Annotated in this window: 19 protein-coding genes; 13 read left to right on the top strand and 6 right to left on the bottom strand. The window is 50.8% G+C overall.

Annotation, left to right across the window (positions count from 1 at the left end):
• Positions 1-86: 86 nt before the first annotated feature.
• Entirely contained in the window at positions 87-692 is a 606-nt protein-coding gene (locus AB4876_RS16580; protein ID WP_368382856.1) for a cysteine hydrolase family protein, read from the bottom strand.
• A gap of 13 nt (positions 693-705) precedes the next feature.
• Positions 706-2,238 (bottom strand): long-chain-fatty-acid--CoA ligase, encoded by a 1,533-nt coding sequence (locus AB4876_RS16585; protein ID WP_368382857.1) that lies wholly within the window; start codon positions 2,236-2,238, stop codon positions 706-708.
• Positions 2,239-2,378: 140 nt separating this feature from the next.
• On the opposite strand from AB4876_RS16585, the gene AB4876_RS16590 reads away from it, so the two are divergent.
• From AB4876_RS16590 to AB4876_RS16615, 6 genes are all read left to right on the top strand, one after another.
• The gene (locus AB4876_RS16590) at positions 2,379-4,601 is read left to right on the top strand and encodes an acyl-CoA dehydrogenase family protein (protein WP_368382858.1); all 2,223 of its coding nucleotides are present in this window, start codon (positions 2,379-2,381) and stop codon (positions 4,599-4,601) included.
• A gap of 21 nt (positions 4,602-4,622) precedes the next feature.
• The gene (locus AB4876_RS16595) at positions 4,623-5,780 is read left to right on the top strand and encodes a thiolase family protein (protein ID WP_368382859.1); all 1,158 of its coding nucleotides are present in this window, start codon (positions 4,623-4,625) and stop codon (positions 5,778-5,780) included.
• A gap of 24 nt (positions 5,781-5,804) precedes the next feature.
• Complete coding sequence (locus tag AB4876_RS16600) at positions 5,805-6,602, top strand: enoyl-CoA hydratase/isomerase family protein (protein ID WP_123182068.1); 798 nt, start codon at positions 5,805-5,807, stop codon at positions 6,600-6,602.
• A gap of 86 nt (positions 6,603-6,688) precedes the next feature.
• Positions 6,689-7,483, top strand: coding sequence for an enoyl-CoA hydratase/isomerase family protein (locus AB4876_RS16605; RefSeq protein WP_368382860.1), 795 nt, complete (start codon positions 6,689-6,691; stop codon positions 7,481-7,483).
• A 38-nt stretch (positions 7,484-7,521) separates the two neighbouring features.
• Positions 7,522-8,388, top strand: coding sequence for a MaoC/PaaZ C-terminal domain-containing protein (locus AB4876_RS16610; RefSeq protein WP_368382861.1), 867 nt, complete (start codon positions 7,522-7,524; stop codon positions 8,386-8,388).
• Between the two features lie 72 nt (positions 8,389-8,460).
• The gene (locus AB4876_RS16615; protein WP_368382862.1) at positions 8,461-9,654 is read left to right on the top strand and encodes an amidohydrolase family protein; all 1,194 of its coding nucleotides are present in this window, start codon (positions 8,461-8,463) and stop codon (positions 9,652-9,654) included.
• A gap of 546 nt (positions 9,655-10,200) precedes the next feature.
• Here AB4876_RS16615 and AB4876_RS16620 read toward each other — a convergent pair.
• The 3 genes from AB4876_RS16620 to AB4876_RS16630 all read right to left on the bottom strand — a co-directional run bounded on the left by AB4876_RS16620 (position 10,201) and on the right by AB4876_RS16630 (position 12,894).
• Positions 10,201-11,091 (bottom strand): FAS1-like dehydratase domain-containing protein, encoded by an 891-nt coding sequence (locus tag AB4876_RS16620; RefSeq protein WP_368382863.1) that lies wholly within the window; start codon positions 11,089-11,091, stop codon positions 10,201-10,203.
• A 208-nt stretch (positions 11,092-11,299) separates the two neighbouring features.
• Positions 11,300-12,031 (bottom strand): alpha/beta fold hydrolase, encoded by a 732-nt coding sequence (locus AB4876_RS16625; RefSeq protein WP_368382864.1) that lies wholly within the window; start codon positions 12,029-12,031, stop codon positions 11,300-11,302.
• Positions 12,028-12,894 carry an alpha/beta fold hydrolase gene (locus tag AB4876_RS16630; protein ID WP_368382865.1) on the bottom strand — a complete coding sequence of 289 codons (867 nt, stop codon included), beginning with the start codon at positions 12,892-12,894 and terminating at the stop codon, positions 12,028-12,030. Before AB4876_RS16630 ends, AB4876_RS16625 begins: the two co-directional genes overlap by 4 nt.
• Before the next feature lie 234 nt (positions 12,895-13,128).
• Between AB4876_RS16630 and AB4876_RS16635 the strand changes: the two genes are divergently transcribed.
• From AB4876_RS16635 to AB4876_RS16660, 6 genes are all read left to right on the top strand, one after another.
• Positions 13,129-14,316 carry an acetyl-CoA C-acyltransferase gene (locus AB4876_RS16635; RefSeq protein WP_368382866.1) on the top strand — a complete coding sequence of 396 codons (1,188 nt, stop codon included), beginning with the start codon at positions 13,129-13,131 and terminating at the stop codon, positions 14,314-14,316.
• A gap of 11 nt (positions 14,317-14,327) precedes the next feature.
• The gene (locus AB4876_RS16640; protein WP_368382867.1) at positions 14,328-15,119 is read left to right on the top strand and encodes an enoyl-CoA hydratase/isomerase family protein; all 792 of its coding nucleotides are present in this window, start codon (positions 14,328-14,330) and stop codon (positions 15,117-15,119) included.
• Between the two features lie 88 nt (positions 15,120-15,207).
• Positions 15,208-16,023, top strand: coding sequence for an alpha/beta fold hydrolase (locus AB4876_RS16645; protein WP_368382868.1), 816 nt, complete (start codon positions 15,208-15,210; stop codon positions 16,021-16,023).
• A 25-nt stretch (positions 16,024-16,048) separates the two neighbouring features.
• Positions 16,049-17,218 (top strand): HlyD family secretion protein, encoded by a 1,170-nt coding sequence (locus AB4876_RS16650; protein WP_368382869.1) that lies wholly within the window; start codon positions 16,049-16,051, stop codon positions 17,216-17,218.
• Between the two features lie 8 nt (positions 17,219-17,226).
• Positions 17,227-18,774: a DHA2 family efflux MFS transporter permease subunit gene (locus tag AB4876_RS16655; RefSeq protein WP_368382870.1), complete on the top strand. Its 1,548-nt coding sequence runs from the start codon at positions 17,227-17,229 to the stop codon at positions 18,772-18,774.
• A gap of 52 nt (positions 18,775-18,826) precedes the next feature.
• Positions 18,827-20,227 (top strand): WS/DGAT/MGAT family O-acyltransferase, encoded by a 1,401-nt coding sequence (locus tag AB4876_RS16660; protein ID WP_103682543.1) that lies wholly within the window; start codon positions 18,827-18,829, stop codon positions 20,225-20,227.
• 56 nt (positions 20,228-20,283) lie between these two features.
• On the opposite strand, the gene AB4876_RS16665 is transcribed toward AB4876_RS16660, so the two are convergent.
• Positions 20,284-20,694, bottom strand: coding sequence for a hypothetical protein (locus AB4876_RS16665; protein WP_123182080.1), 411 nt, complete (start codon positions 20,692-20,694; stop codon positions 20,284-20,286).
• A gap of 498 nt (positions 20,695-21,192) precedes the next feature.
• On the opposite strand from AB4876_RS16665, the gene AB4876_RS16670 reads away from it, so the two are divergent.
• On the top strand, positions 21,193-22,797 hold the full coding sequence (locus AB4876_RS16670) for an aldehyde dehydrogenase family protein (RefSeq protein ID WP_368382871.1): 1,605 nt from the start codon (positions 21,193-21,195) through the stop codon (positions 22,795-22,797).
• Positions 22,798-22,871 lie beyond the last annotated feature (74 nt).

Below are 22,871 nucleotides of genomic sequence, written 5' to 3' on the forward strand. Positions count from 1 at the left end.
TAGGTATTAATTCAACGCTGTAGATATATTCTTTTAAAAAACTGACGATATGTCAATTGGGTGTCTAAACTTTAATGTTTTGTTACTTATAGCAAGTGGGTAAGTTCAGTGCTATTGGTAACGGTAGCCAGTGGCGCCAGCATGTGATGAAGAATAGCGTCATGGGCTTCTTGACTGGAGCCAGCGATAGCGTCTTCAGGAATGACGACCTGATAGCCACGATCAAGGCCGCCGAGCAACATACCTGGTATAGCCGCATTAGTTGATACCCCAGCTAGCACCAAACATTTGCAATTTAAATTGTGAAGTAAAGACTCCAGCTGATTGCCGTAAAAAGCGGTCATGCCAGAATATCGGCGCACAATATGATCGCTTGCGTGGGGGGTAAGGTCGGCGACGACTTCCACTTGCGGGCTACCCTCAACAAGCCCCTTTTTGTGGCGAATATAGGCCACGGCGGGATTATTGATACTGACCCCAGCGAAGTCGGCGCGGTGTTCTACGTTAATGTAAATTACCGGTAGGCCACGCTCCCGAAATGCTGCAGCGAGTGCGGCGATTTTGGGCACTATTTGCCGCGCCGTGGCGTGCTCGGTAATGGCGGGAAGCACACTGTGCTCCGCCTCGAGCAGGCCGCGTTGACACTCATTGATGAGCAGCGCGCTTTGCCCTAATAAATCGAGTGCTTTCATCGCCTCGCTGTTCCTAGCAGTAGAGTTTACGCAGGCTTACTTTGTCGATTTTGCCCGTGGGCATTTTGGGAATGCTGTCGGCAAAAATCACCGTGCGCGGCTTTTTGTAGCTGGCGATCATGGTTTGGCAATGGCTTATGACGTCGGCCTCGGTCAGGCGCTCACCCTCGCGCATTACGACAACGGCGCAAACCGACTCGCCCCATTTTTCGTCTGCCAAACCGATAACCGCACACTCGCTAATGGCCTTATGGCTGAGAATGGCGTCTTCCACTTCGCGGGAGTAGATGTTTTCACCGCCGGAGATAATCACATCCTTTTTGCGGTCAACCAGATACAGCATGCCGTCTTCGTCAAATAAACCAACGTCGCCGGTATAGCACCAGCCATCTCGGAAGGTCTCCAGAGTGGCCTTGTGATTATTCCAGTAGCCCCGCGCCATGGCGGTGGATTGCACCACAATTTCACCGGCGACTTCGGGCGGGCAAATATTGCCATTGTCATCTTCTATGCGAACCCGGGTGCCGGGAAAGGGTTGGCCTACTGAGGTCAGCCAGCGCTTTTCCTGCTCACTGCCGTCAGGGCGGTGTTGCTCGCGCAGCAGTCCCGAGCTAAAGACCTCGGTTTGGCCGTAGAGATTAATAAAGATGGGGCCGAGTAAGTCCATGCCGCGCTTGAGCAGGGGCAGGGGCATGGCGGCTGCGGAATAGACAATGGTGTGGAGCTTGCTGAAATCGCAATCTTGTAAGTTAGGGTGGTCGAGCACCATCTGCACTAATGTTGGTGCCAAATGAAGGATGCTAACGCCGTCGTCATTGACTGCTTTAAGTAGCGTTGCGGGGTCAAATTGGCGGTGGAGTACCACTGTGCCGCCGCGAAAGTGAATGCCCATGCCCATCGCCATGGCGCCGATGTGGAACAGCGGCATGACCAATAAAATACGGTCGTTTGGCCCCGAGCGGGTTTCCACCGACATGGTCTGCGCGCCGAGGCGCATTTCCCGCTGGCCGAGTATGCAACCCTTGGGTTTGCCGGTGGTGCCACTGGTGTAGATCAGTGCCGCGATATCTTCTTCGCGGGCGCGAAAGCTTGAACCTTCGGGTTGGCCGGTGGCGATAAAGGCTTCGTAGTCACTGGCCCAGTCAACGTGGCCGTCGATGCAGACATAGGTTTTTATGCTGGGTAATTGTTCGCGAAGACCAGCAAGCAGCTCGCTGTACTGGGCTTCAAAGAACAGTATGCTAGGGGTGCTATCATTGATGATGTGGGCAATTTCAGGCCCGGCAAGGCGGAAGTTAACCGTGGATAAGATCAATCCGCTCCACTGGCAGGCGGCCATCAGCTCGCCGTAAGCGAGATTGTTCATCGACAATACACCAACGCGGTCTTGGCGTTGCAGGCCGCTGTTTTCGGCGGCAGAGGCAATGCGCTTGGCGCGCTCTAGAAGCTGACGGTGCGTAATGCTATTGCCGCCCATTAAGTAGGCGGCTTGATCGGAAAAGCGCTGAGCATTGTCTTCCAGCGTGTCAGCAAGTGTAAAAGGCACGTGGTTTCTCACAATTATCTCTCTTTGTTATCTGTCTGGTGTTGGGTTTTTATTGCAGCTGCGTAAAACTGCCACTTGAAAACTGAATATATGTTAGTTTATTATCTATTGCAATGCTTGCATAGAGACCGATAAAACCAATGAACTTGTATTTAACTGATGAACAAAACATGTTGCAGGAATCAGTGGCCCGCTTGTTTGCCGCTGAGTCTAGTGGTGAGCGCGTGCGTGCCGCCGAAACCACTGGTTTCGATCCCAGCCTATGGCAGCAGTTACAAGATATGGGTTTAAATTTAATGCGTTTGCCGGAAGAGGCTGGTGGCTTAGGCAGCAGTTTGTTAGACGCAGTGCTGGTCGCCGAGCAGGCGGGGCGACACCTCGCCTCAGTGCCCTTGTTTGAACACATGGCTGCGTCGCGTTTACTGGCGCAATTTGGCGGTGATGTCGTTTCAGCAGCGCTAACAGAACTTGCCGAAGGCGCATTGATCACCTTTTTGCCCCAATCGTTTTGTAATCGCCAAATGCCGATTAATGGCGCCGCTGTGGCCGATTATGTTCTGCTCGCCGATAGCAATGCGGTGTATTTGCTGGGCAAAGCGCAATTTAGCCCTGTTGCCAATTTAGGTAGTGGCGCGCTGGCATTGTTAAATGAAGCGGTAAACTTAAGTGATTACATCGTGGCCGAAGGTGCCGAGGCAATGGCCGAATTTACCGCCGCCTGCGATGAGTGGCGGGTGTTATGCGCCGCCGCGCTCAGTGGTTTGGCCGAGCAAGGTTTACGCCTTGCGGCGGAGTACGCCAATGAGCGCAAGGCATTTGGTGTGCCGATTTCCAGCTTTCAGGGTATTTCACATCCCTTGGCTGATGCTATTTCGCAAGCTGAGGGCGCACAACTGCTGACCCGCAAAGCCGTGTGGGCGCTGGCAACAGGGCGCGGTGATGCCGCTGCAAGTGTGGCTATGGCCTTTTGGTGGGCGGCAGAAATCAGCTCTAAGGCCATGGCCAAGGCGCTGCGCACCTTTGGTGGCTACGGTGTGTCTTTGGAATACGATATTCAAATGTATTATCGTCGCGCCAAAGCCTGGCCAGCCTGTGCTGGAGACGCGCAGCGTGTGTTAATAGCTGTTGCCGACCGCTTGTGGCCAGCGCAGCGCGCCGCTGCGCCAGTGACCAAACTTGTCGATGCCGGTGAAAATCATCAGGATTACAGCTTGGGCGCCGACGCCGACGCCTTTGCCGAACAAACCCGCGCGTTTTTTGCCAAGCATATGACCCCGGAGTTGCGCGCCCACGCCCACCATTCGGTGGATGGGTTTCACCCTGAGTTTAATAAACTCGCCGCCAAAGAAGGTATGTTGTTTCCCCATTGGCCTGCGGAATACGGTGGTCTTGGTAAAAGTGCTTATGAGCAAGCGGCGATGGTCGCAGTGATCGAGGCCGAGGGTTGGGAGCATGTGACTGCCCCCATTACCAATCAGGTGGCGCAGATCGTTATGCTATTTGGCACCGAGGAGGCCAAGGCTGAGTCCTTGGGACGCTTCGGCTCCGGTGAATCATTGGCCTGCATGGGCTTTACTGAGCCGTCCTGCGGCTGTGATGTGTTTGCCGCAAAAACTGTCGCTGAAGCCCAGGAAAATGGCGATTGGTTGATTAACGGCCAGAAGATTTTTACCACCGCCGCCAATCTCGCCGACTACTGCTTTTTATTGGCCAGAACCAATACCGATAAACCCAAGCACAAGGGCTTGAGTGTGTTTTTGGTGCCGATGGATTTACCCGGTATTGAAGTCCATGCCGTGCACACGCTGCAAGATGAACGCACAAATATTGTGTATTTTAGTGATGTGAAGTTGCCCGCCAAATATTTGGTTGGCGAGGTGGATGGCGGCCTTAAAGTCATGGCCTCTACCTTAGAGATGGAGCACGGCTCCGCAGATCAATATCGCCACGGTCATGTCACCGCATTCCACGCCGCCGAGAAGTGGGCGCTTGCCGCCGAGCGTGATGGTCAGCCTCTATTGGCAGATAATCAAACGGCCAGCCGCTTGGCGCGCGCTAAAGTGCATTTAGAAGTCTCTACCTTGCTGTGTTATCGCGCCATATGGTGTATGTCAGAACGTATTCACAATCGCTACTGGGGGCCGATGGCGAAGTTGTTTGCCACCGAATACTATCAGCGCGACGCCGACGATTTAATGGATATGTGCGCGCCTTACAGTGTGGTTCAGCAGCGCGACGGCCTTGGTCATCTTGAAGTTGGTTATCGGCAGTCTATTGGCACCACCATTTACGGCGGCACCAGCGAAGTTCAGCGCAGCCTGGTCGCCGAGCAAGCCTTGGGTCTGGCGCGTTCACGCGGATAAAAAAGTTTTAGGAGAAGTAGTATGGAAAAATTTCCCCGAGGGAAATCCGCGATTGTCGGTGCTGCCACCTTTGGCATGGGCGAGGCCCACGGCTATAAAGCCATGGACTTGGTGGCGCGCTCTGCCCACTTGGCACTGGCTGATGCCAATTTAAAATTAAGTGATGTTGACGGTTTGTTTGTGTGCACTGGTGACGACGCCTTGTCGGGCTTGGCGGCGGCGGAATACCTCGGCATTCGCCCGCGCTTTACCGACAATAATCGCACGGGTGGCTCGGCGTTTTTCTCCCACGCCATTAATGCCGCGATCTTGCTGGAGATGGGTTATATCGATACTGCCTTGATTTGCTACGGCAGTAATCAACGCACTGGTGCGGGCGGTCTGGTGTCGATGCGTCAAGCCTCGCCCTATGAAAAGCCCTACCGGCCAATGAATCCGCTGTCGTCTTATGCGCTGGCAGCGGCGCGGCATATGTATGAATTTGGCACCACCGAAACCCATTTGGCCGAGGTCGCGGTGGCCGCTCGGGCTTGGGCAAACTTAAACCCCGATGCCTTTATGTTTGGCAAGGGTGAGTTGACGATTGAAGATTGCATCAGCTCACGAATGGTGTCTGATCCGCTGCGTAAAACTGATTGCTGCCTGATTACCGACGGCGGTGCGGCCATTGTCATGACCCGCGCCGACCGCGCTAAAGATTTAGTGAAAAAGCCGGTGTATTTATTGGGCGGCGCGGCCGCAGTGTGGCACTCCAATGTTGACCAAATGGAAAACCTCACGGTGACCCCCGCGGCAGAGTCGGGTCAGCGCGCCTTCGCATTGTCGGGCTATAAACCCGTCGATATGGACGTGGTCAATGTTTACGATGCGTTTTCGATCAACACCATTTTATTCCTCGAAGACTTAGGCTTTTGTCCCAAGGGCGAGGGTGGCAATTTTGTTGCTGGTGGTGCTATTGCGCCGGGGGGGAGTTTACCAGTCAACACCAATGGCGGCGGCTTGTCCTGCTGTCATCCGGGTATGTACGGCTTGTTCACGATAATAGAAAACTGCATGCAATTACGTGGTGAAGCAGGGCTGCGGCAAGTCGCCAACGCCAATCTCGCCGTCTCTCATGGCAATGGTGGCACCTTGTCCAGTGAAGCAACATTGGTCTTAGGCACTGAGTCAACACTATAAAAATCTCGCAACGGAGTGAGCAATATGTCTTTTTTTGATCGTTATGAATTCTTCAAGTTTGAGCGTCGCGGCAAGGTGCTTAATATTATTTTGAACAACCCAGAGAAGTTGAATGCCTTCAGCGAAACTGGCCATAAAGAATTGTCGCGGGTGTTCTTTGACGCCGCCGAGGATTTGGAGAGTGAAATTATTGTGGTGACCGGTGCGGGTCGCGCCTTCACTGCCGGTGGTGATTTGGAGTATATGCAAAAGCTGCGTGACAACCCTGAATTAATGCACCGCACCATTCGCGAGGCCAAGCGCTTTGTGTACACCTTGCTGGATTGCGAAAAGCCGGTAATTTGTAAGGTTAACGGCGACGCGATTGGCTTGGGCACCACCTTGTCTTTCTTGGCCGACATCACCTTCTCAACAGAAGCGGCTAAGTTTGGCGACCCGCACAATAACGTCGCCTTGATTGCCGGTGACGGTGGCAGCGTAATTTGGCCACAGCTGATGGGCTATGCCCGCGCCAAGCACTATCTGTTTACCGGCGAAGTCATCAAGGGTAAAGAAGCCCAAGAGATGGGTTTGATTCACAAGGCAGTTGCGCCTGAAGAATTGGATGCAGCAGTAGATGCCTACTGTGATCGCCTGTTGGCCATGCCAATGCAATCGATTCGCTGGACCAAGCAAGTGGTGAATATTCCCCTAAAGCAATTGGCCCATAGCATGATGGATGCGGGCATGGCCTACGAGCATATTGCCGGTCAGACCGAAGATCATCAGGAGGCGATTAACGCCTTCCGCGAGCGTCGCAAGCCTGTTTTTCAAGGTAAATAAATAAGCCTTAAAAACGGCGAACCATGTCTAGCCTTGGGCAATGGTTTCGCCGTTTTTTTGCATGAGAATTCACATCGGGAAAGATCATGAGCGAATCCACGTCATCAGACAGCCCCATTATTCTGCGCAAGCAGGGTGTCATTACGCATATTGAGCTGAATAATCCCAAGCGTCGCAATGCTCTTAGTCGTGAAATGACCACGCTATTGGCCGATGCGCTGCGCGAAGCCCATGCCGACGAAGATTGCCGAGCCATTGTCTTAAGTGGCCGTGGTGAGCATTTTTGTGCCGGCGGCGATGTGTCGGCCATGCAGGCCGATAGGCCCATTCTGGGTTCCCGCCTGCGTATCGAGCACGCCCACCATATTGTGCGTTTGCTTGCGGCTGGCCCCAAGCCAGTGGTGTGTGCTGTTGAGGGTGTGGCCTTTGGTTTGGGTATGTCACTTGCGCTGGCCTGCGATGTGGTGGTGGCCGCCGAAGGCAGCTCCATGTGCGCAGTGTTCAATAAGGTGGGTCTGGTTCCCGATATGGGGATTATGTGGACCTTGGCTCAGCGCGTGGGTGTGCCTAAAGCCAAGCAATTATTTTTTAGTGCTGAGGTATTAGATCAATCGACTGCGCAAACCCTAGGTCTAATTGACCATGGCGCCGCCAAAACTTGCGCGCTGGCGGTGGCCTTTGAGCGCGCCGAGGCATTTTGCAGTGCAGCGCCCATGCCCATCGCGCTGATTAAAGCTGCGTATGCTAAGGGCTTTGGATCGCTGGAAGATGCCCTGCGCGCCGAGGTGGACTACCAGCCCGCACTGTATCTTAGCGAAGATCACCAGGAAGGGGTTAAGGCGTTTTTTGAAAAACGCAAACCGAGCTTTAAGGGCAAATAATTTCTGAGCCAAGCTTCACTGACAGGAAACTAAATAACATGGCGACCAGCTATGAAAAATTACTGGCCCTAAAGGTGCCGGAAAAGACCGTGCACTACACGGCGAAAGACTGCCAGCTGTATGCGCTGAGCTTGGGTTTGGGAAGCGACCCTATGAATCTGGCCGAGCTGGATTTTGTTTACGAGAAAAACTTAAAAGTGCTGCCGAGCTTATCGATGACCCTCGCTCATCCCGGCTTTTGGGCGCGGGATCTGGACAGCGGCTTAGACTGGGTGAAAATTCTTCACGCTGGCCAGTCGATGACGATGCATCAAGCCTTGCCAAGTGAGGCCAATATTGTGGCCCGCAGCCGTATTGTCGATGTGATCGACAAGGGCGAGGGCAAAGGCGCACTGGTTTACTTCGAGCGCCAACTGCTGGACCAAGATAACGATACCTTGTATTGCACCATGGTGCAGACGGTATTTTGCCGTGGCGATGGTGGCATGGGCGGCAATCAAGAACTCAAGCCAGTTACTCATCAAATCCCTGAACGGCCTGCGGATGCCGCCCTCGTGCAGCAGACCTCGGCGCAGATGGCTTTGTTGTACCGCTTAAACGGCGATATGAATCCTTTGCACGCCGACCCAGAAATCGCGGAAAAAGCAGGGTTTGAGCGGCCAATCCTGCAAGGTCTTGCCAGCTTTGGGGTTGCTTGCGCGAGCTTGATTACACTGTGCTGCGACAATGAGCCATCACGAATGCTAAGTATGGATTGCCGCTTTAGCGCGCCGGTCTATCCCGGCGAAACCCTGCGTACTGAAGTGTGGCGAGAAGCAGAGGGCATTTATTTTAGAGTGTCGGTTGCAGGGCGCGAGGTACGGGCCATCGACAATGGGTTTATGGAAGTGCGGGCGGCCAGCTGAATTTCTTCGCTTTGAAAATAATACGATAGTGAGTTTGATATAAAAGATAGCAGCGACAGCGCGGCGGCCAAAATGACCGCCGATAATCTCGACTTTCCGGTGTGGGATGCCGACAGCCATCTCTACGAAAGTGAAGAGGCATTTCTTCGCCACTTGCCGAAAAAATTTGCTAAAGATTTTCAGTTTATTGACATTAATGGCCGCAAGAAATTGGCGATTGCCGGAGTGATTACGGACTATATACCCAATCCTGATTTTGCGGTAGTCGCCGCGCCGGGTGCCCACGAGAAATGGTATCGTGGTCAGAATCATGATGGTTTAAGTATGCGTGAGCTCAGTGGCAAGCCTTTAGCGCCGCCAGAGTTGTGGCGCACAGGAAAAGGTAAATTAGCAGAGTTAGATCAGCAGGGCATTCATGCCTCGATAGTGTTTCCAACCTTGGCATCGGTCGTTGAGGCGCGACTGGGCCACAAGCCAGAATCCATCGCCGCATTATTTTCGTCGCTTAATAGCTGGGTGGAGGATGAGTGGGGTTTTGCGCGCAGCGAGCGCCTGTATCCTGTGGCCATGATCAATTTGTCAGATGTCGATCTGGCTGTGAAGGAGTTAGACGTTGCGCTACAGCGCGGGGCAAGGGTTGTCGGTATTCGCCCTGCACCGGTGCCGGGGCAGTTAGGTGGCCGTTCACCGGGTGATCGCGAATTCGACCCATTCTGGGCGCGGGTAAACGAGGCGGGTATTTTTGTATGCCTGCACGCCTCAGATTCTGGCTACGACGATATGAGCCGACGCTGGGAGGGTGGTGGCAAAGAGTGGATTCCCTTTGAGCCTACCCCCTTTAAAGCTTGCCTGGATGCCTTGGGTCGGGCTATTAGTGACACCTTGTCGGCCCTAATTTGTCATGGTGTGTTTGAGCGATTTCCGAATGTTCGGGTGGCGTCAGTTGAAAATGGTGCCCACTGGTTACCAGCGCTATTGCACCGTTTGCAGGTGGTGTACGGGCAAATGCCGAAATATTTTAAGCAGAATCCGGTGGCGCAATTTCACAAGCACGTTTTTGTAGTGCCCTTTTACGAAGACAATATTCGTGAACTGGCGGAATTGATTCCGGTAGAGCGGATTTTGTTTGGTAGCGACTTTCCGCATCCCGAGGGGCTGGCGCAGCCGCTGGATTATGTTAGTGAGTTTGCGGTGTTACCGAAATCGGATGTACGCAAGGTGATGAGCGAGAACTTGCAGGGCTTGTTGCAAGGCGCTCGTAATTAGGGCTTTTTAGTACTTATTGTTTGTGCTGGAGGTCATCTTTTCCTCCAGTCTAGCGGTCGACAATGCCAATCCAGAGATGGCCTTGTCCTGTGATTTAGCCCATGGCTTGCATTTAGCTTAAGGTGCATTAGCCAGCGAGCGTAAAGCTACATTGAGAGTGGTTCGTTTCTGCAATGCAGGGTTTGATAAACTTTTGTTCCGGTAAGTATCTAGGGAAGCTCTGCACAACCCGGTAATAGCCCAGCGGAGTCTTTGGGGCGTACTGGCAAGGAGCCGAGCGAAGGCCAAGGCTGGTTGTCCTTGGCGAGGTCGGCGACACCGTCCAGTGCGCCCCAAAGACCCGCCCGTAGGGGCTTTGCCTTAGCACACCTAGCTGCGTTGAAACTGATTGAAAGGCAACCAGCCTTCCTTCACAGCTTCGCCTTGCTAGGCATGCCAAGGCAAAGCCTGGAATATCGCCGGGTTGTCCAGAGCTTCCCTAGTGTGGCGCTGCAGCGTGCGCCCAGTGACTGGGCTAGCTTTGTTTCAGGTAGAATCAGAGTTTCTCTAAATCACCTCAAATTCCAATATGCCATTGTCCATTACTACGGTGTCGCGTTCTATACAAATAACTCGGAAGTAGGCTTTACCCGGCGATTCGTCATACCAAATTTCGGTGCGTAGCGTTTCTTCTGCAAATATCGGCGCCTTGTAGCGCAGCCCCATATGCTTAAGGCGCTCTGCCTGGTCTGCGCAGGCCATATGCAGCAGTGCGCGACCCGCAACACCAAAGGCGCAAACACCGCGTAGAGGTGGTTTGCCCTCGGCGCCGGGAATATTTTTTAGCGCGCCAACAAATTGCTCACCAAGGTGGTAGCGAGTGTTGTCGCGACTGGGGGTTAGCAAGTCTAGTTGTTGGTCTGGCTTGCGGTCGGTGGGGACTTTAACCGGCGCGGGAGTGTGGGTGGCGTCGCCACCAAAGCCGCCGTTACCTGTTAAGAATGTGCCAATGCGTATGGTGGCAACTGGGCTATTGTCTTTGTCGCTGAGCACTCTTTGTTCATACATAAAAGCGCCTTTGCCTGGGCCGCGATCATACACTTCCTCTACGTGGTAGTTGGCGGTGAGGGTGGCGGCAGTAGTAATTGGTTTGTGGATGGTGATGGACTCCTCGGCGTGCAGGGTTTTGCGCCAATCTATGCCAGTCTCGGGGTTCATGGTCCACATGCTGCCTTCATTTAGCACAATTGCCATCATTGGTAAGGCTTTGAACTGGTCACCGCCAATGTACACCTGCTCATTGGCCTCAATGCTGGCGGTGGTACCGGCGGCAATGCCTAGTGCATAGGCAATACAGTCATCTTTGTTGTAGGCCTCAGTTAGCGATTCGAAAGGCCAGTTCATGACGGCCTCGTAATTGAGTTGCTGGGCTGTGCTCTGTTTACTTGCTGAGCTCATAGTGTCATGTCTCGATTGGAGGCGCGGGATAATTCACGGCGGAATGTCGCAGCGCAGAACTGTCAGTATGATGCCAATAATAACTTATAATGTGTAAGTTTTAAAACTAATAATTGGTTATTTATTCTTATATAGCAAAGCAATAAGCTGAATTTCATTGATTTTCTTTTTCTACATTTTGACTGATTGTGTGTTGGTTATTGCTTCTTCAGGTCTTGCTAATACGTGTTAGCCTCTCGGCGAGTAGTTTTGGTTCAGCGATCATGATGTCGTGGCAGCCGTCCACGCTTTCAATGCTGCTGACTCCCCCTAAATTGTTGATGAATTCGCGCTGACGGCTTGGGCTTATGGCGCGATCTCGCTCAAGCAATATCCAGTGTCGCGGGCATTGTGGCATGTTGATGCGGCTTACCTTTTCGCGGGTGATGGTGGTTGTTTCTCGGCACAGGGTGGTTACTAAGAACTGCTTTTGTTGCCGAGTCATGCCATTGCCAAATACCCAGCTGGCAAATGCTTTTGGCAGCGGCGGGAAGGTTTTCAGGTATTTGGCCGCGAATTTCGCAATCGGTGCCATCGGGGGATCTAGCGATTCAACTACGCTGTAGCCCTCTTTAGGTATGCAGCAGCTAATAAACACCATGCTGTGCAGGTTTGCCTCAGTTAGCTCTGCGGCTAACGCGGGCATACTAATCCCTGCCATAGAGTGGCCTACTAACATGAGCTTGCCCTGCAGTCTTGCCTCGCGAATTTGTTTGAGTACGCTGTGAACGCATTCAGCAATAGTTAGCGAGCTTAAGTTACCAGGTTCACCATTGCGCCCCGGCAGATTAACCGCGAGCAGGGGGGTTGAGGTCAGCTCTCTAAGCGCGAGCAGTGTTGGGTCCCAGCAGCGCGCATCGTGCTGTCCACCGTGAATAAACACTATGGCATCTGCTTTCATTGGCTTGGTATCTCCTCGAGAAATGTAAGTAGTGCTTGGCTAGCTATGTCGTTGCGATGACCCGCGACCATATGGCCGGCGCCGGCGATATCGACAAATTTGAGGTGGGGGATGTCGCGCTTAAGTTCGTCGACGCTGGCCATACTGACAATGGTGCTTAATTGGCCGCGAATTAATAAGCTGGGCTGGCTGATTTTTGGGGCGGCCGACTGCATCAATGCGCTGAGTTCGGCGACTTTGCCTTGCCAGTCACCACTTATAAATTGTGGGTCCCAATGCCATATCCAACGGCCGTCAGTGCGTTGGCGAAGTACTCGGCGGAGGCCCGCTTGACTGGCTTGCTGAGCGCGGTTTGGGTTGTATTTGGCAATACTTATTTCGGCCTCTTCGAGGTTTGCAAAGCCGTCAGGATGGGCGCGCATAAAGTCGACAATACCCTGCGCGCCACTAATGTCGATGCTTGGGCTGACATCGACTAATACTAATGCGCGGCACAGCTCTGGGGTGTGAGCTGCAAGTAATAGCGATAATGCGCCGCCAATTGAGGCGCCAACTAAAATTGCTGGGCCTGCAAGCTGTTTACAGCAGGCAGCAATGTCGTCGAGCATTGACTCAAATTGGTAGTTACCGTCGCTTGCCCAGTCGGATTCGCCGTGACCACGCAGGTCTATGCTAATAGCGTGATATCCGTGTGTGGCAAGGGTTTGCGCTGTGTCCTGCCACGACTGCCGAGTTTGTCCACCGCCATGCAAAAGGAGGATGGTGGGTGCGTCATCTGTACCAAAGCTGTCTGCCTTTAGCTTGATTTGGTTTTTCCCTAGAAGCGTTAGGTGTTTGGGTGTGATGTTAGAGGCATTGGTCATTGTTATTATGGGTCTCGGTGTTATTTGGTGTGTAATCTCTTTGTAAAAAGGACGATATCTCATTTATAAAAAGATGATAAGCCGAGTAGTAGTAGTAGGTTTCGCGGCTATATTAAGCGTTTAAATTGCAGATATATTCGATCTTGCGCTCCAATATTTATTGCTACAATAAATGACTATATGTTAGTTTATGCTATTCATATTTAGCTATACAGTCAATGCTATGGAGGCAGTGTGCGCGAAGCGGTGATAGTGGCAACAGCCCGAACCCCCATTACTAAAGCCTATAAAGGGGCTTTTAATAACACCAAGTCGCCCAGTATTGCCGCAGCGGCAATCCGTGGGGCAGTTGCTCGCGCGGGTTTGGCTGGCGATGAGGTAGAAGATTTAATCTTGGGCTGTGTGCTTACTGCGGGTACCCAAGGTTTAAACGTTGCCAGAGCCTCGACCTTGGCAGCGGGTCTGCCGGTGACGGTAGCTTCGCAGACCATTGATCGCCAGTGTTCATCGGGTTTAATGGCGATTGCTATTGCGTCGCGACAAATCATCGTCGATGGCATGGACGTGGTAGTTGCCGGTGGCGTAGAGAATATTACCGCAATGAATGCCCCTTATTTTAAGTGGGCGCGGGACGAGCGTGACCCGGCGGTTCTCAAATTTCATGAGCACGCATATATGCCGATGCTCGAAACTGCGGAGTTTGTCGCTAAAAAATATAAGGTCAGTCGCGAGGTGCAAGATGCTTACGCGCTGGACTCGCAATTGCGCATGGCTCAGGCACAGCTTGATGGTCGTTTTGATCAGGAGATTATTCCTGTCACGGTGAATCAAGCCTTCAAAGACAAAGGCAGCGGTGAAGTGAGCTATAGCGATGTGACTGTCGAACGCGATGAAGGTTGCCGACCCGGCACCACCTTGGCGGGCTTAGCATCATTGCAGCCGGTTGTTGACGGCGGTTGCGTTACGGCGGGCAATGCCAGCCAATTATCCGACGGCGCCGCCGCCTGCGTGGTGATGGAAGCCGCTGAAGCCAATCGGCGCGGTTTGGCGCCGCTGGGGCGTTACGTGGGTATGGCGGTAATGGGCAATGCTCCAGAAGAAATGGGTATTGGTCCAATTTATGCGATTCCTAAATTGCTTGAGCGTCATGGTTTTAGCGTAGACGATATCGGGCTGTGGGAATTGAACGAAGCGTTTGCTGTGCAGTGTTTGTACTGCCGGGATGCGCTGGGCATTGACCCCGCACGCTTCAATGTTAATGGCGGCGCGATTGCAATGGGCCACCCTTACGGCATGAGTGGTGCGCGCATGGTCGGTCACGCCCTAATTGAAGGCCGTCGTCGCGGTGTGAAGTATGTGGTGGTGTCAATGTGTATTGGCGGCGGCATGGGCGCGGCAGGCTTGTTTGAAGTCTTTTCCTGAGGTCTAAGAATATGAATTACGTTGCTCCAACGGCCCTGCTGACGATTAACGGCGCCATCGCCGAGGTCTGTTTGAATCGCCCCAAGGCGCTGAATGCCATCAATGTAGAGATGGCGATTGCGCTGCGAGATATCTTTGCTGAGCTCGCTCAAAATACCGAGGTTCGCGCCGTTATTTTGCGGGGCGAAGGTCGGGTGTTTATGGCTGGCGGCGATCTAAATTATTTCCGAGAAGCGAGTGATAAGCACGCCGCCGCTGAAGCGTTGATAGGCCCCATTCATGACGCGGTGAGTTTAATGGCAGGCCTGCCGCAAATAGTGATTGCCTGTTTACATGGTGCTGTAGCAGGCGCAGGTATGAGCTTGGCAATGGCGGCCGACCTGGCCGTAGCAGAGCAGGGCACGGTCTTTAATATGGCCTACGCCAAGGTTGGCAATAGTCCAGATTGCTCTGGCTCGTGGTCTTTGCCGAGAATTGTTGGTGTGCGCAGAGCCTTGGAAATTGCGTTGTTATCTGATGATGTTAGTGCAGAACAAGCCATGAGCCTGGGCTTAATTAATCGTCATGTCGACAAAGGGCAGCACGAGATCGAGGCTAAAAAATTGGCTGAGCGTATTGTCGCTAGCTCTCCTGCTGCGATGACAAATATAAAGAAATTAATGCGTCAAAGTTATGACAATAATCTCTCGCAGCAACTAGATGCAGAGGCGGAGGCGTTTGCCACAACCGCCACGGGTGAGGATTTTAGTGAGGCGATTGAGGCATTTTTTGAGCGACGTAAACCGGTGTTTCGCGGTCTTTAATGTGTCTAAGTCGCTTAACAATGATCATCTGGCAAACCAAGCGCCACTACTTGTTTTGTGAGCATGGTCGCAGTAAAGGATTATGCGTGTGATCGACAGTAATATGGTGCGACATCGCATCCCCGCCGACGGTGCGGTTTTAAATGTGTTTGAGTTACCCGCGCAGCCGAATAGCCCCGTTATGTTATTTGTGCACGGTTATCGAGCCAATGCCCATTGGTGGGACGAAGTCGTCACTGCTTTTGCGGGGAATTATCGTATTATTGTGCCTGAGTTTTCTGGAATGGGGCAGAGTACGTGGCGAGATAGCTACGATCAGCGTCAGGGGATCCGCGATTTAATTGCGGTTATACAGGCGCTCGATTTAGTGGTAGATGTTGCTGTGGCCCATAGCTGGGGTGGTCATCAAACAGTTGGCTTATGCCGCGAATACCCCGAGCGTATTCGACAGCTTGTTTTAGTTGACAGTTTTTTTATGGTTGGCCCTGATTACGATATTCCAGCTGGCGCTGCTATTGGTAATACGCGAGTTTATGTTAACAAAGATGAGGCAATCTTACGTTTTCGGACTTCCCCGCGTCAGCCTATTCCTGAGCGTCGGCGCGCAGCGCTGGCGGCGGCATCGCTTTGCAAGGTTGAAGGTGGGTGGTCGTGGGCCTACGATCCTAAATTGCCGCTATTAGATCCAAGTGATGACGATGAAGAATTACTCAGGGATTTGTCAATTCCTTGCGATTTTATTTTGGCTGGCTTGGGTGGCGTGGTGAGTCTTGAGCGCGCGCAAGCCACTGCCCAGTTATCGCGCTGTCGCTCGTTGATTGTTTTTGAAGATGCCCATCATCACCTGATGTTGGAGTGCCCTGAACGTCTTGCGGAATGTGTCCGCGGTTTAATTTTAGATTGAATTAGTTTGCATAGGATGGCTAGGTGTGAATTTAGATAAAAATAACCACGCTGTGGAAAAAAATGGTTTGTCTGATCGTTACAAGCAAATGTTGTCTATCGGCGTTTTCGCCGCGTTATTAATTGTCATCTATTTGGCTTGGTCAATATGGTGGACTAAGGTGGGTAGTCTTTCGGAATCGACAAAAAACGCATATGTAGAAGGCTATCATGTTGCAATTACCTCTGAAATTCACGGCAGAATCGCCTCGCTAAATATTTTAGAAATGCAGCGCGTGGAGGCGGGACAGTTATTGCTGAGTTTAGATGATGCTGATATTGAAATCGCTCTGGCTTTGGCGGAAGCTGCATTGCGCGAGGCGGTGCGCAATAGCAAGCAGCAGAATTTCAATGCCAGTTACGATCAGGTTCAGGTCGAAATTAGTAAGTTGCGTCGCAAGTTGGCTGAATTGAATTTAACGCGCCGAGAGCCATTGCTAGGTAAGTCAGTGACCCAGGAGCAGATTGACCAATCTCGGGTCGATTTAGAATTGGCGGAGGCGGAGCATCGCGCTGCCAAACTAAGGTCATTGTCAAGTCAAGTGTATGCGGGGCATGAAGATATTAAAGCTTCGCCAGCGGTTCTCGCCGCGCGTGCAAAGGTCATTGAGGCATGGCTGGCGCACCAGCGCACTAAAATTTACGCGCCTATTGCGGGTGATGTGGTAATGATGTCGGCCCAACCTGGCCAGGGTGTGATTGCAAATACACCACTGCTGCAGATTATTCCGCAAAATACAATGTGGATCGAGGCGAACTTCAAAGAGAGTCAGTTGGCGACACTAAGAGTAAATCAGCCAGTTGAAGTAATAACTGATATTTATGGTGATGAGCACATTTATACCGGTCGTATCAGTGGTTTTAGCGCCGGCACAGGCGCGGTATTTTCCTTGCTTCCGCCCCAAAACGCAGTGGGCAATTGGGTGAAAGTAGTGCAGCGCCTACCAGTTAGAATCGATTTAGATCCCGAGCAATTACAAGCTTACCCCTTAAAGATTGGTTTATCTGCAGCGGTAAAAGTAGATACCTCAAACCGCAGTGGTAGCCCCCTCGGCAGTGCATTGCATGGGCCAGAGCTGCGAGAAACTTCGCGCTGGTCATTGCTAGAGGGGCAGGCGGAAGCGGACAAAATTATTTCAGAAGAGTTGGCGCGGTGAGTTCGCCAATGACTGAAGAGCCTACTTACCCGCCCTTAGAGGGTATGCCCTTACTACTAATGAGCATCGGTGTGACGCTGGCCGTGTTTATGGAGGTACTAGATATCACGATAGTGAATACCTCGGTGCCGGCGGTGTCGGGAAGTTTAGGCGTTAGTATTAACGAAGGTTTATTAGTTATTAGTGCTTACGCATTGGGTTCGGCCGTGGTGCAACCGTTAACTGGCTGGTTGACTCGTCGCTTTGGCGAGGTGCGGGTGTTTCTTGTCTCCACCATGCTTTTTACGACGATGTCGGCACTGTGTGGCTTTGCTGGTTCGTTAATGGGGTTGGTCGTATTTCGATTCTTGCAGGGCTTGGTGTCCGGGCCTTTGCTCGGCTTATCGCAGTCCTTATTATTGAGTAATTGCCCTGAACGACTTCGCGGTATTGCCCTTGGTGTTTGGTCAATGACGGTATTAGGCGCGCCGGTTATTGGGCCCATCTTAGGAGGGTGGATTAGCGATAATTTTTCATGGCGTTGGATATTTTTTATTAATGTCCCGCTAGGATTAATTTCAATTGGTACGAGCTGGTTCGCATTAAAGGACCGAGAATCTCGGGTTTTAAAAGTGCCGGTGGACTATGTTGGTTTACTGTTCTTAGCTGTGGGGATTGCTTGTCTGCAGTTCATGCTGGATCACGGTCAGCAACATGATTGGTTTCAGTCTGCACTTATTCGAAATTTGGCTATGGGCGGTGTTGTTGCCGCTGTTTGCTTTTTACTTTGGGAGCGCTTTGAGCGACATCGAATTATCGATTTTTCGCTATTTAAAGAAAGAAATTACAGCTTAGCGGTTGCGATGATTTTCATTGGCACTGTAATTACCTGTGTGGTGGTAATTCTGACGCCACTGTGGCTACAACAGGTAGCTTCTTACAGTGCGACTCAAGCGGGTTTGGCTTCCGCAGGATACGGAATAGGTGGTGGACTGGCTGCGTTGGTGCTGGGGGCATTTTTACATCGAATGCCCCTTCGAAGCTCCATGGCAATATTTTCATTGCTTAATGGGGTGGTGTTAGTTTGGATTGGGAGCATTCCTTATACGGCTTCTTTTGATCAGCAGTTTTGGCCGCGTGCTGTATTTGGGGTGGTAAATACCTTATTTTATTTATTGCTGTTTGATGTGGTTACCAAATCGGTAAGGCCAGATCAGCTAACATCGGGAACCAGTGTGTCGGGCTTTTTTCGTGTTTTTGGGATAAGCGCCGGCGCTGCGATTACGGCCACTGTGTGGACCCATCGTAGTGATATGCATAATTTCTTCTTGGCGGATCGGCTGAATAACCAAAGTCTTGAAAACCTAGGTGCAAGCGCTACACAGATTGCTGAATTCTGTATGTCGTGCGTGTCAAGTGAAGTGCTGTCTGGAATGGTAAAAATCCAGTCTGGGGGGATTGCCCATGGCGATGTTTGTTGGTTGGGGGCACTTGGCTTTTTTATTATCACTCCGCTGTGTCTATTATTTAAAGAGCCCGAATTTGTAAATGAAGGTAATGCTGTAATGGTGCACTAAACGCGATTCAACGTTGGGCCTTATCGTTCAAATATTGTATGAGGGAGTTTCTATGCAGCAATTAAGCCCTATTGACGCTTTGATGTTATATATCGAATCGCCTAATGCGCCAAATCAACTAAACCCATTGATTATTTATGAGCCTTCCTCGACGGAAACCGGCGTAGTTCGATTTAAAGCTATTCTCGACAATATAGAGTCGCGACTGCATTTGGCGCCGAGTTTTCGTCGCAAACTAATATTTCCGCCGTTGAGTTTGGATGATCCATATTGGGTCGATGATGAGCATTTCGATTTAGAGTTTCACGTGCGTCACATCGCATTACCCAAGCCGGGAGATTGGCGCCAGTTCTGTATATTAATCTCACGCTTGATCGCCCAGCGAGTAGATCTGAGCCGCCCGCCGTGGGAAATAATTGTTATTGAAGGTTTGGATAACATCGAAGGCCTTCCGCCAGGTTCTTTTGCTGTACTTTACAAAATTCACCACGCCTGTATGGATGGTGTTTCTGGTGCTGAATTATTGTCGGTATTGCAAGATTTAAGCCCAGAATCGACAGGTGGTCGGCTTGCGCCGCCATGGCAGGCTGAGTCTGCGCCAGGTCAATATTCATTGCTTTATCGTGCGGGCAAGAAAATGCTTACTCGCCCAACACATACTTTTGAGGTGTTGCGCAAAATTTTTCCCGCGCTGCGTGCCGGCAAGTCGATCGAAAAGCGCAGTAGTTCGGGGCTGCGGGTGCCGCACACGCGCTTTAATCAAACGCCATCACCGTATCGGGTATTTGATGCCTGCTTTTTTCCATTGAGTGATATTAAAAAAATTCGGTCTCTGGTTGAAGGTGCCACGGTCAATGACGTCGCGTTGGCTATTGTTTCTGGAGGACTGCGGCGCTATTTACTTGCAAAAAATGAATTGCCCGATGGCTCCTTGGTTGCCGGTGTGCCGGTATCTACTCGCAGTGCTGGCAGCGCTGGTGGGAATGAAATAAGCGCGCAGACGACAAAATTATTTACTGAGCTTGAGAACCCGCAACAGCGGCTTCAGGCAATTTGTAGCGCGATGTTTGATAACAAGGCCTATTTGAATGCAGTTGGTGCCAAAGAGTTGGCCAGTTTGTCGACAGTGATGCCAGGGCAAATTCTGGCGTATATGGCGAAAACGGCGTTGTCGGTATCTCAAAAAATGGGGCGCGATTTACTGTGTAATACCATTGTTACCAATGTTCCAGGTGCGCAAGTTCCCTTGTATTTTACCGGTGCAAAAGCGGTGAAAATGTTTGGCGGTGGGCCGATTTTACTGAATATATCCTTAACTCATGTCATCAGCAGTTATTGCGGCGAGATGGCCGTTAATGTTACTGCGTGTCGGAAAATTATGCCGGATCCGGCGTTTTACTCTGAATGTATTCGAGAGTCCTATCAGGAGTTGTTGGACGCGGTGTCCATGTAAGAGTTGTCTTAAATTTGTGGGTGGCTTGCTATGTAGCAAACTACCCACAGATGAATTTATAACGGAATAACAAGTACGGGAATGGGTAAGGTTGCGCCTAAAGCCGGCGCTAATATTGTGCCGCCGCTTAACAAATAGTTTGGCAGCGCCGTGGGATCTGTGGTGAGGATGTCAACCGGAGGGATAAGGTCCTGAAGTATAGGAAGTCCAGTTGTGGTGCCTAAGTTTAATAAGGTTTGTGGGTTGGTCAATACTGAGCTACCCAAACTTGTAAGCGCGCTTAGAGAGCTGAGCGGTGAGCTACTAAGGAATTGAACTGGAAAGGTATTAAGCACTAACGAATCAAGAGATAGGGTGCCATTTTCGAAGCCAGCCAGAAGGTTGCCAATTACAGGAACCTGAGCATGTGAGCTTATAGAAATAGCGAGCAGGGTAGTGCTGACAAGGCCGAACTTTTTAATGCTCATATTATTTTATCCATTATTAGTTGAGATGTTATTAGAGTAGGTGTCAACTACTTATAAATAATAAACTATCAGTTTTTGTATTATGTATCAATAGGCCCAGAATGCCTTGTTTGTAAATTGTGATGTGGCGCGCGCTGGGAAGTTATTTGAGTTTAACTGAATTCAGTTATCTTGAGCTGTATTGGCGGATTATAGAATTGTAGCGCGGCATGTCGGAATGTTTGAATATATATAAAATGATTTTTATTCGTTATTAATATAATAAGTGAAGTTAGAAATGTTTTCTTCTTGTTGTGGGGTGAGTTTGCTGATTTCATGTTTTTATATGAAGAAAATACAACGAGTATACGATGATAATCGAGCCTATTCTAATCTATAAATCACTGTGTAATTGATTGAGAAATGACGGTTAATCAGTTATATTTTAGGTAATAAAGATTGAGGCTTAGTAGGCAGTCCGGTTTGTAAATAAGGCATTCAAATTTAAAGAGAAATAATATGGAAGTTCAATTAAGCGCTATTACTGGGCCAAATCCGAATAGTGATGTTATCGATTGTTTTGAACCAGCAACGCGTGCCGTTCTAGGTCAAGTCCGAGTAGATTCTGAGAATGATGTTAAAGAGGTCGTGGCACGGGCGCGCAAGGCGCAGAGTGAATGGAAGCACTCTAGTTTTGCTCAGCGGCGCAAAGTTCTTGAAAATATCCTAGATTATATTCTTGAACACAGCGATGAAATTTGTGAGATGGTGGCTAGGGATGCTGGCAAGACTCGTGAAAATGCCTTGCTGGGTGAAGTGCTACCCGCCTGTGAAAAAATTCGCTGGACTGTCAAAAATGGCGAGCGCTATCTTCGTGACGAGAAAGTCTCATCTGGATTTATGCTGCATAAAAATGCCCGCATTGAATACCATCCCAGAGGCGTTATCGGCGGAATCATTCCGTGGAATTATCCCTTTCAGAATATGATGATGCCCGTGGTTCCCGCATTGTTCGCTGGTAATGCTGTCGTGTTGAAACCAAGCGAGTGGGTGGCTTGGTCTAGCCAGCAATTTGTAAAGATTTTTCACGATGCCTTGAAGGCGGCAGGTGCGCCGATTGATCTTATTCAGATTGTCCAAGGTTTTGGTGCAACCGGCAACGCCTTGGTGCGCTCGGTCGATGGCATTATTTTTATCGGTTCGTGTGGTAATGGGCGCCGAGTCATAGAGGCGAGTGCGGAGCGCATAATTCCAGTAACGATGGAACTTGGTGGCAAGGATGCGTTTATTGTCTGTGAGGATGCCAATATCGATCAGGCGCTATATGCGGCTATTACCGGAACCTTTCTTAACAGCGGTCAAAACTGTATCGCTTCTGAGCGTATATTGGTTCACGACAAAATTTATAAACAATTTGAATCCTTGGCGACTGAGACCGTAAACGCGTTTCAGCAGAGTAATCCGCTCGGTGGTGCTCGGCCGGATATGGGGGCTATGAATACACCTATTCAGTTAGCGCTCGTTGAAAAATTGGTGAATGATTCGATAGCTGCAGGCGCGCGATTGGTTACTGGCGGTAAGCGTGTTTTGACCGAGCAGGGTGAGTATTATGCGCCAACGATTCTTGCCGATGTTGATCCCTCGATGCCAATAATGCAGGAAGAAACTTTCGGGCCAGTCTTGGTGTTATGTCGTTTTCATAGCGATGATGAAGCAGTGGAAATTGCCAATAGCACGCCTTTTGGACTTTCAAACAGTGTGTTTTCCGGTAGCAAGGCGCGGGCTAATTCGATTGCACGTCGCGTAGAATCGGGTATGTGCTCTATAAATGAATTGGGTGGAATGACCTATTTCGTTGGCGACTTACCTTTTGGCGGAGTAAAGCAGTCCGGCTTTGGTCGCATCGGTGGGCGCGATGGATTGCGCTCGCTGTGTCACGCTAAGGCAGTATTAGATGAACGGATTCGGCTTCCGTTTGCATTTAGTATGCTACCCAATAACCCAAATAGTTATGAAACCGCTAGTGCGGCTATTCGCACTGTTTATAGCAGAAAAGCGGGAGATAAATTTAGCGGTTTAAAAGACCTAATGCGCTTGCGCCGGTCGAAAAGTAAAGACAGTTAAATATGGTAACTGGAAGAGGTAGCGGCCGAATACGGCCGCTACCTGTTTTGCTTAATTAGATATGCTTTACATAA

Source organism: Zhongshania guokunii (genome assembly GCF_040892635.1).
GTDB lineage: Bacteria > Pseudomonadota > Gammaproteobacteria > Pseudomonadales > Spongiibacteraceae > Spongiibacter > Spongiibacter guokunii.

Coding starts and splice junctions, on each gene's coding strand:
- AB4876_RS16600 (WP_123182068.1), top strand. CDS start 5,805: ATGTCTTTTTTTGATCGTTATGAATTCTTCAAGTTTGAGCGTCGCGGC.
- AB4876_RS16670 (WP_368382871.1), top strand. CDS start 21,193: ATGGAAGTTCAATTAAGCGCTATTACTGGGCCAAATCCGAATAGTGAT.
- AB4876_RS16625 (WP_368382864.1), bottom strand. CDS start 12,031: ATGAAAGCAGATGCCATAGTGTTTATTCACGGTGGACAGCACGATGCG.
- AB4876_RS16655 (WP_368382870.1), top strand. CDS start 17,227: ATGACTGAAGAGCCTACTTACCCGCCCTTAGAGGGTATGCCCTTACTA.
- AB4876_RS16630 (WP_368382865.1), bottom strand. CDS start 12,894: ATGACCAATGCCTCTAACATCACACCCAAACACCTAACGCTTCTAGGG.
- AB4876_RS16595 (WP_368382859.1), top strand. CDS start 4,623: ATGGAAAAATTTCCCCGAGGGAAATCCGCGATTGTCGGTGCTGCCACC.
- AB4876_RS16640 (WP_368382867.1), top strand. CDS start 14,328: ATGAATTACGTTGCTCCAACGGCCCTGCTGACGATTAACGGCGCCATC.
- AB4876_RS16610 (WP_368382861.1), top strand. CDS start 7,522: ATGGCGACCAGCTATGAAAAATTACTGGCCCTAAAGGTGCCGGAAAAG.
- AB4876_RS16615 (WP_368382862.1), top strand. CDS start 8,461: ATGACCGCCGATAATCTCGACTTTCCGGTGTGGGATGCCGACAGCCAT.
- AB4876_RS16660 (WP_103682543.1), top strand. CDS start 18,827: ATGCAGCAATTAAGCCCTATTGACGCTTTGATGTTATATATCGAATCG.
- AB4876_RS16605 (WP_368382860.1), top strand. CDS start 6,689: ATGAGCGAATCCACGTCATCAGACAGCCCCATTATTCTGCGCAAGCAG.
- AB4876_RS16590 (WP_368382858.1), top strand. CDS start 2,379: ATGAACTTGTATTTAACTGATGAACAAAACATGTTGCAGGAATCAGTG.
- AB4876_RS16665 (WP_123182080.1), bottom strand. CDS start 20,694: ATGAGCATTAAAAAGTTCGGCCTTGTCAGCACTACCCTGCTCGCTATT.
- AB4876_RS16620 (WP_368382863.1), bottom strand. CDS start 11,091: ATGAGCTCAGCAAGTAAACAGAGCACAGCCCAGCAACTCAATTACGAG.
- AB4876_RS16580 (WP_368382856.1), bottom strand. CDS start 692: ATGAAAGCACTCGATTTATTAGGGCAAAGCGCGCTGCTCATCAATGAG.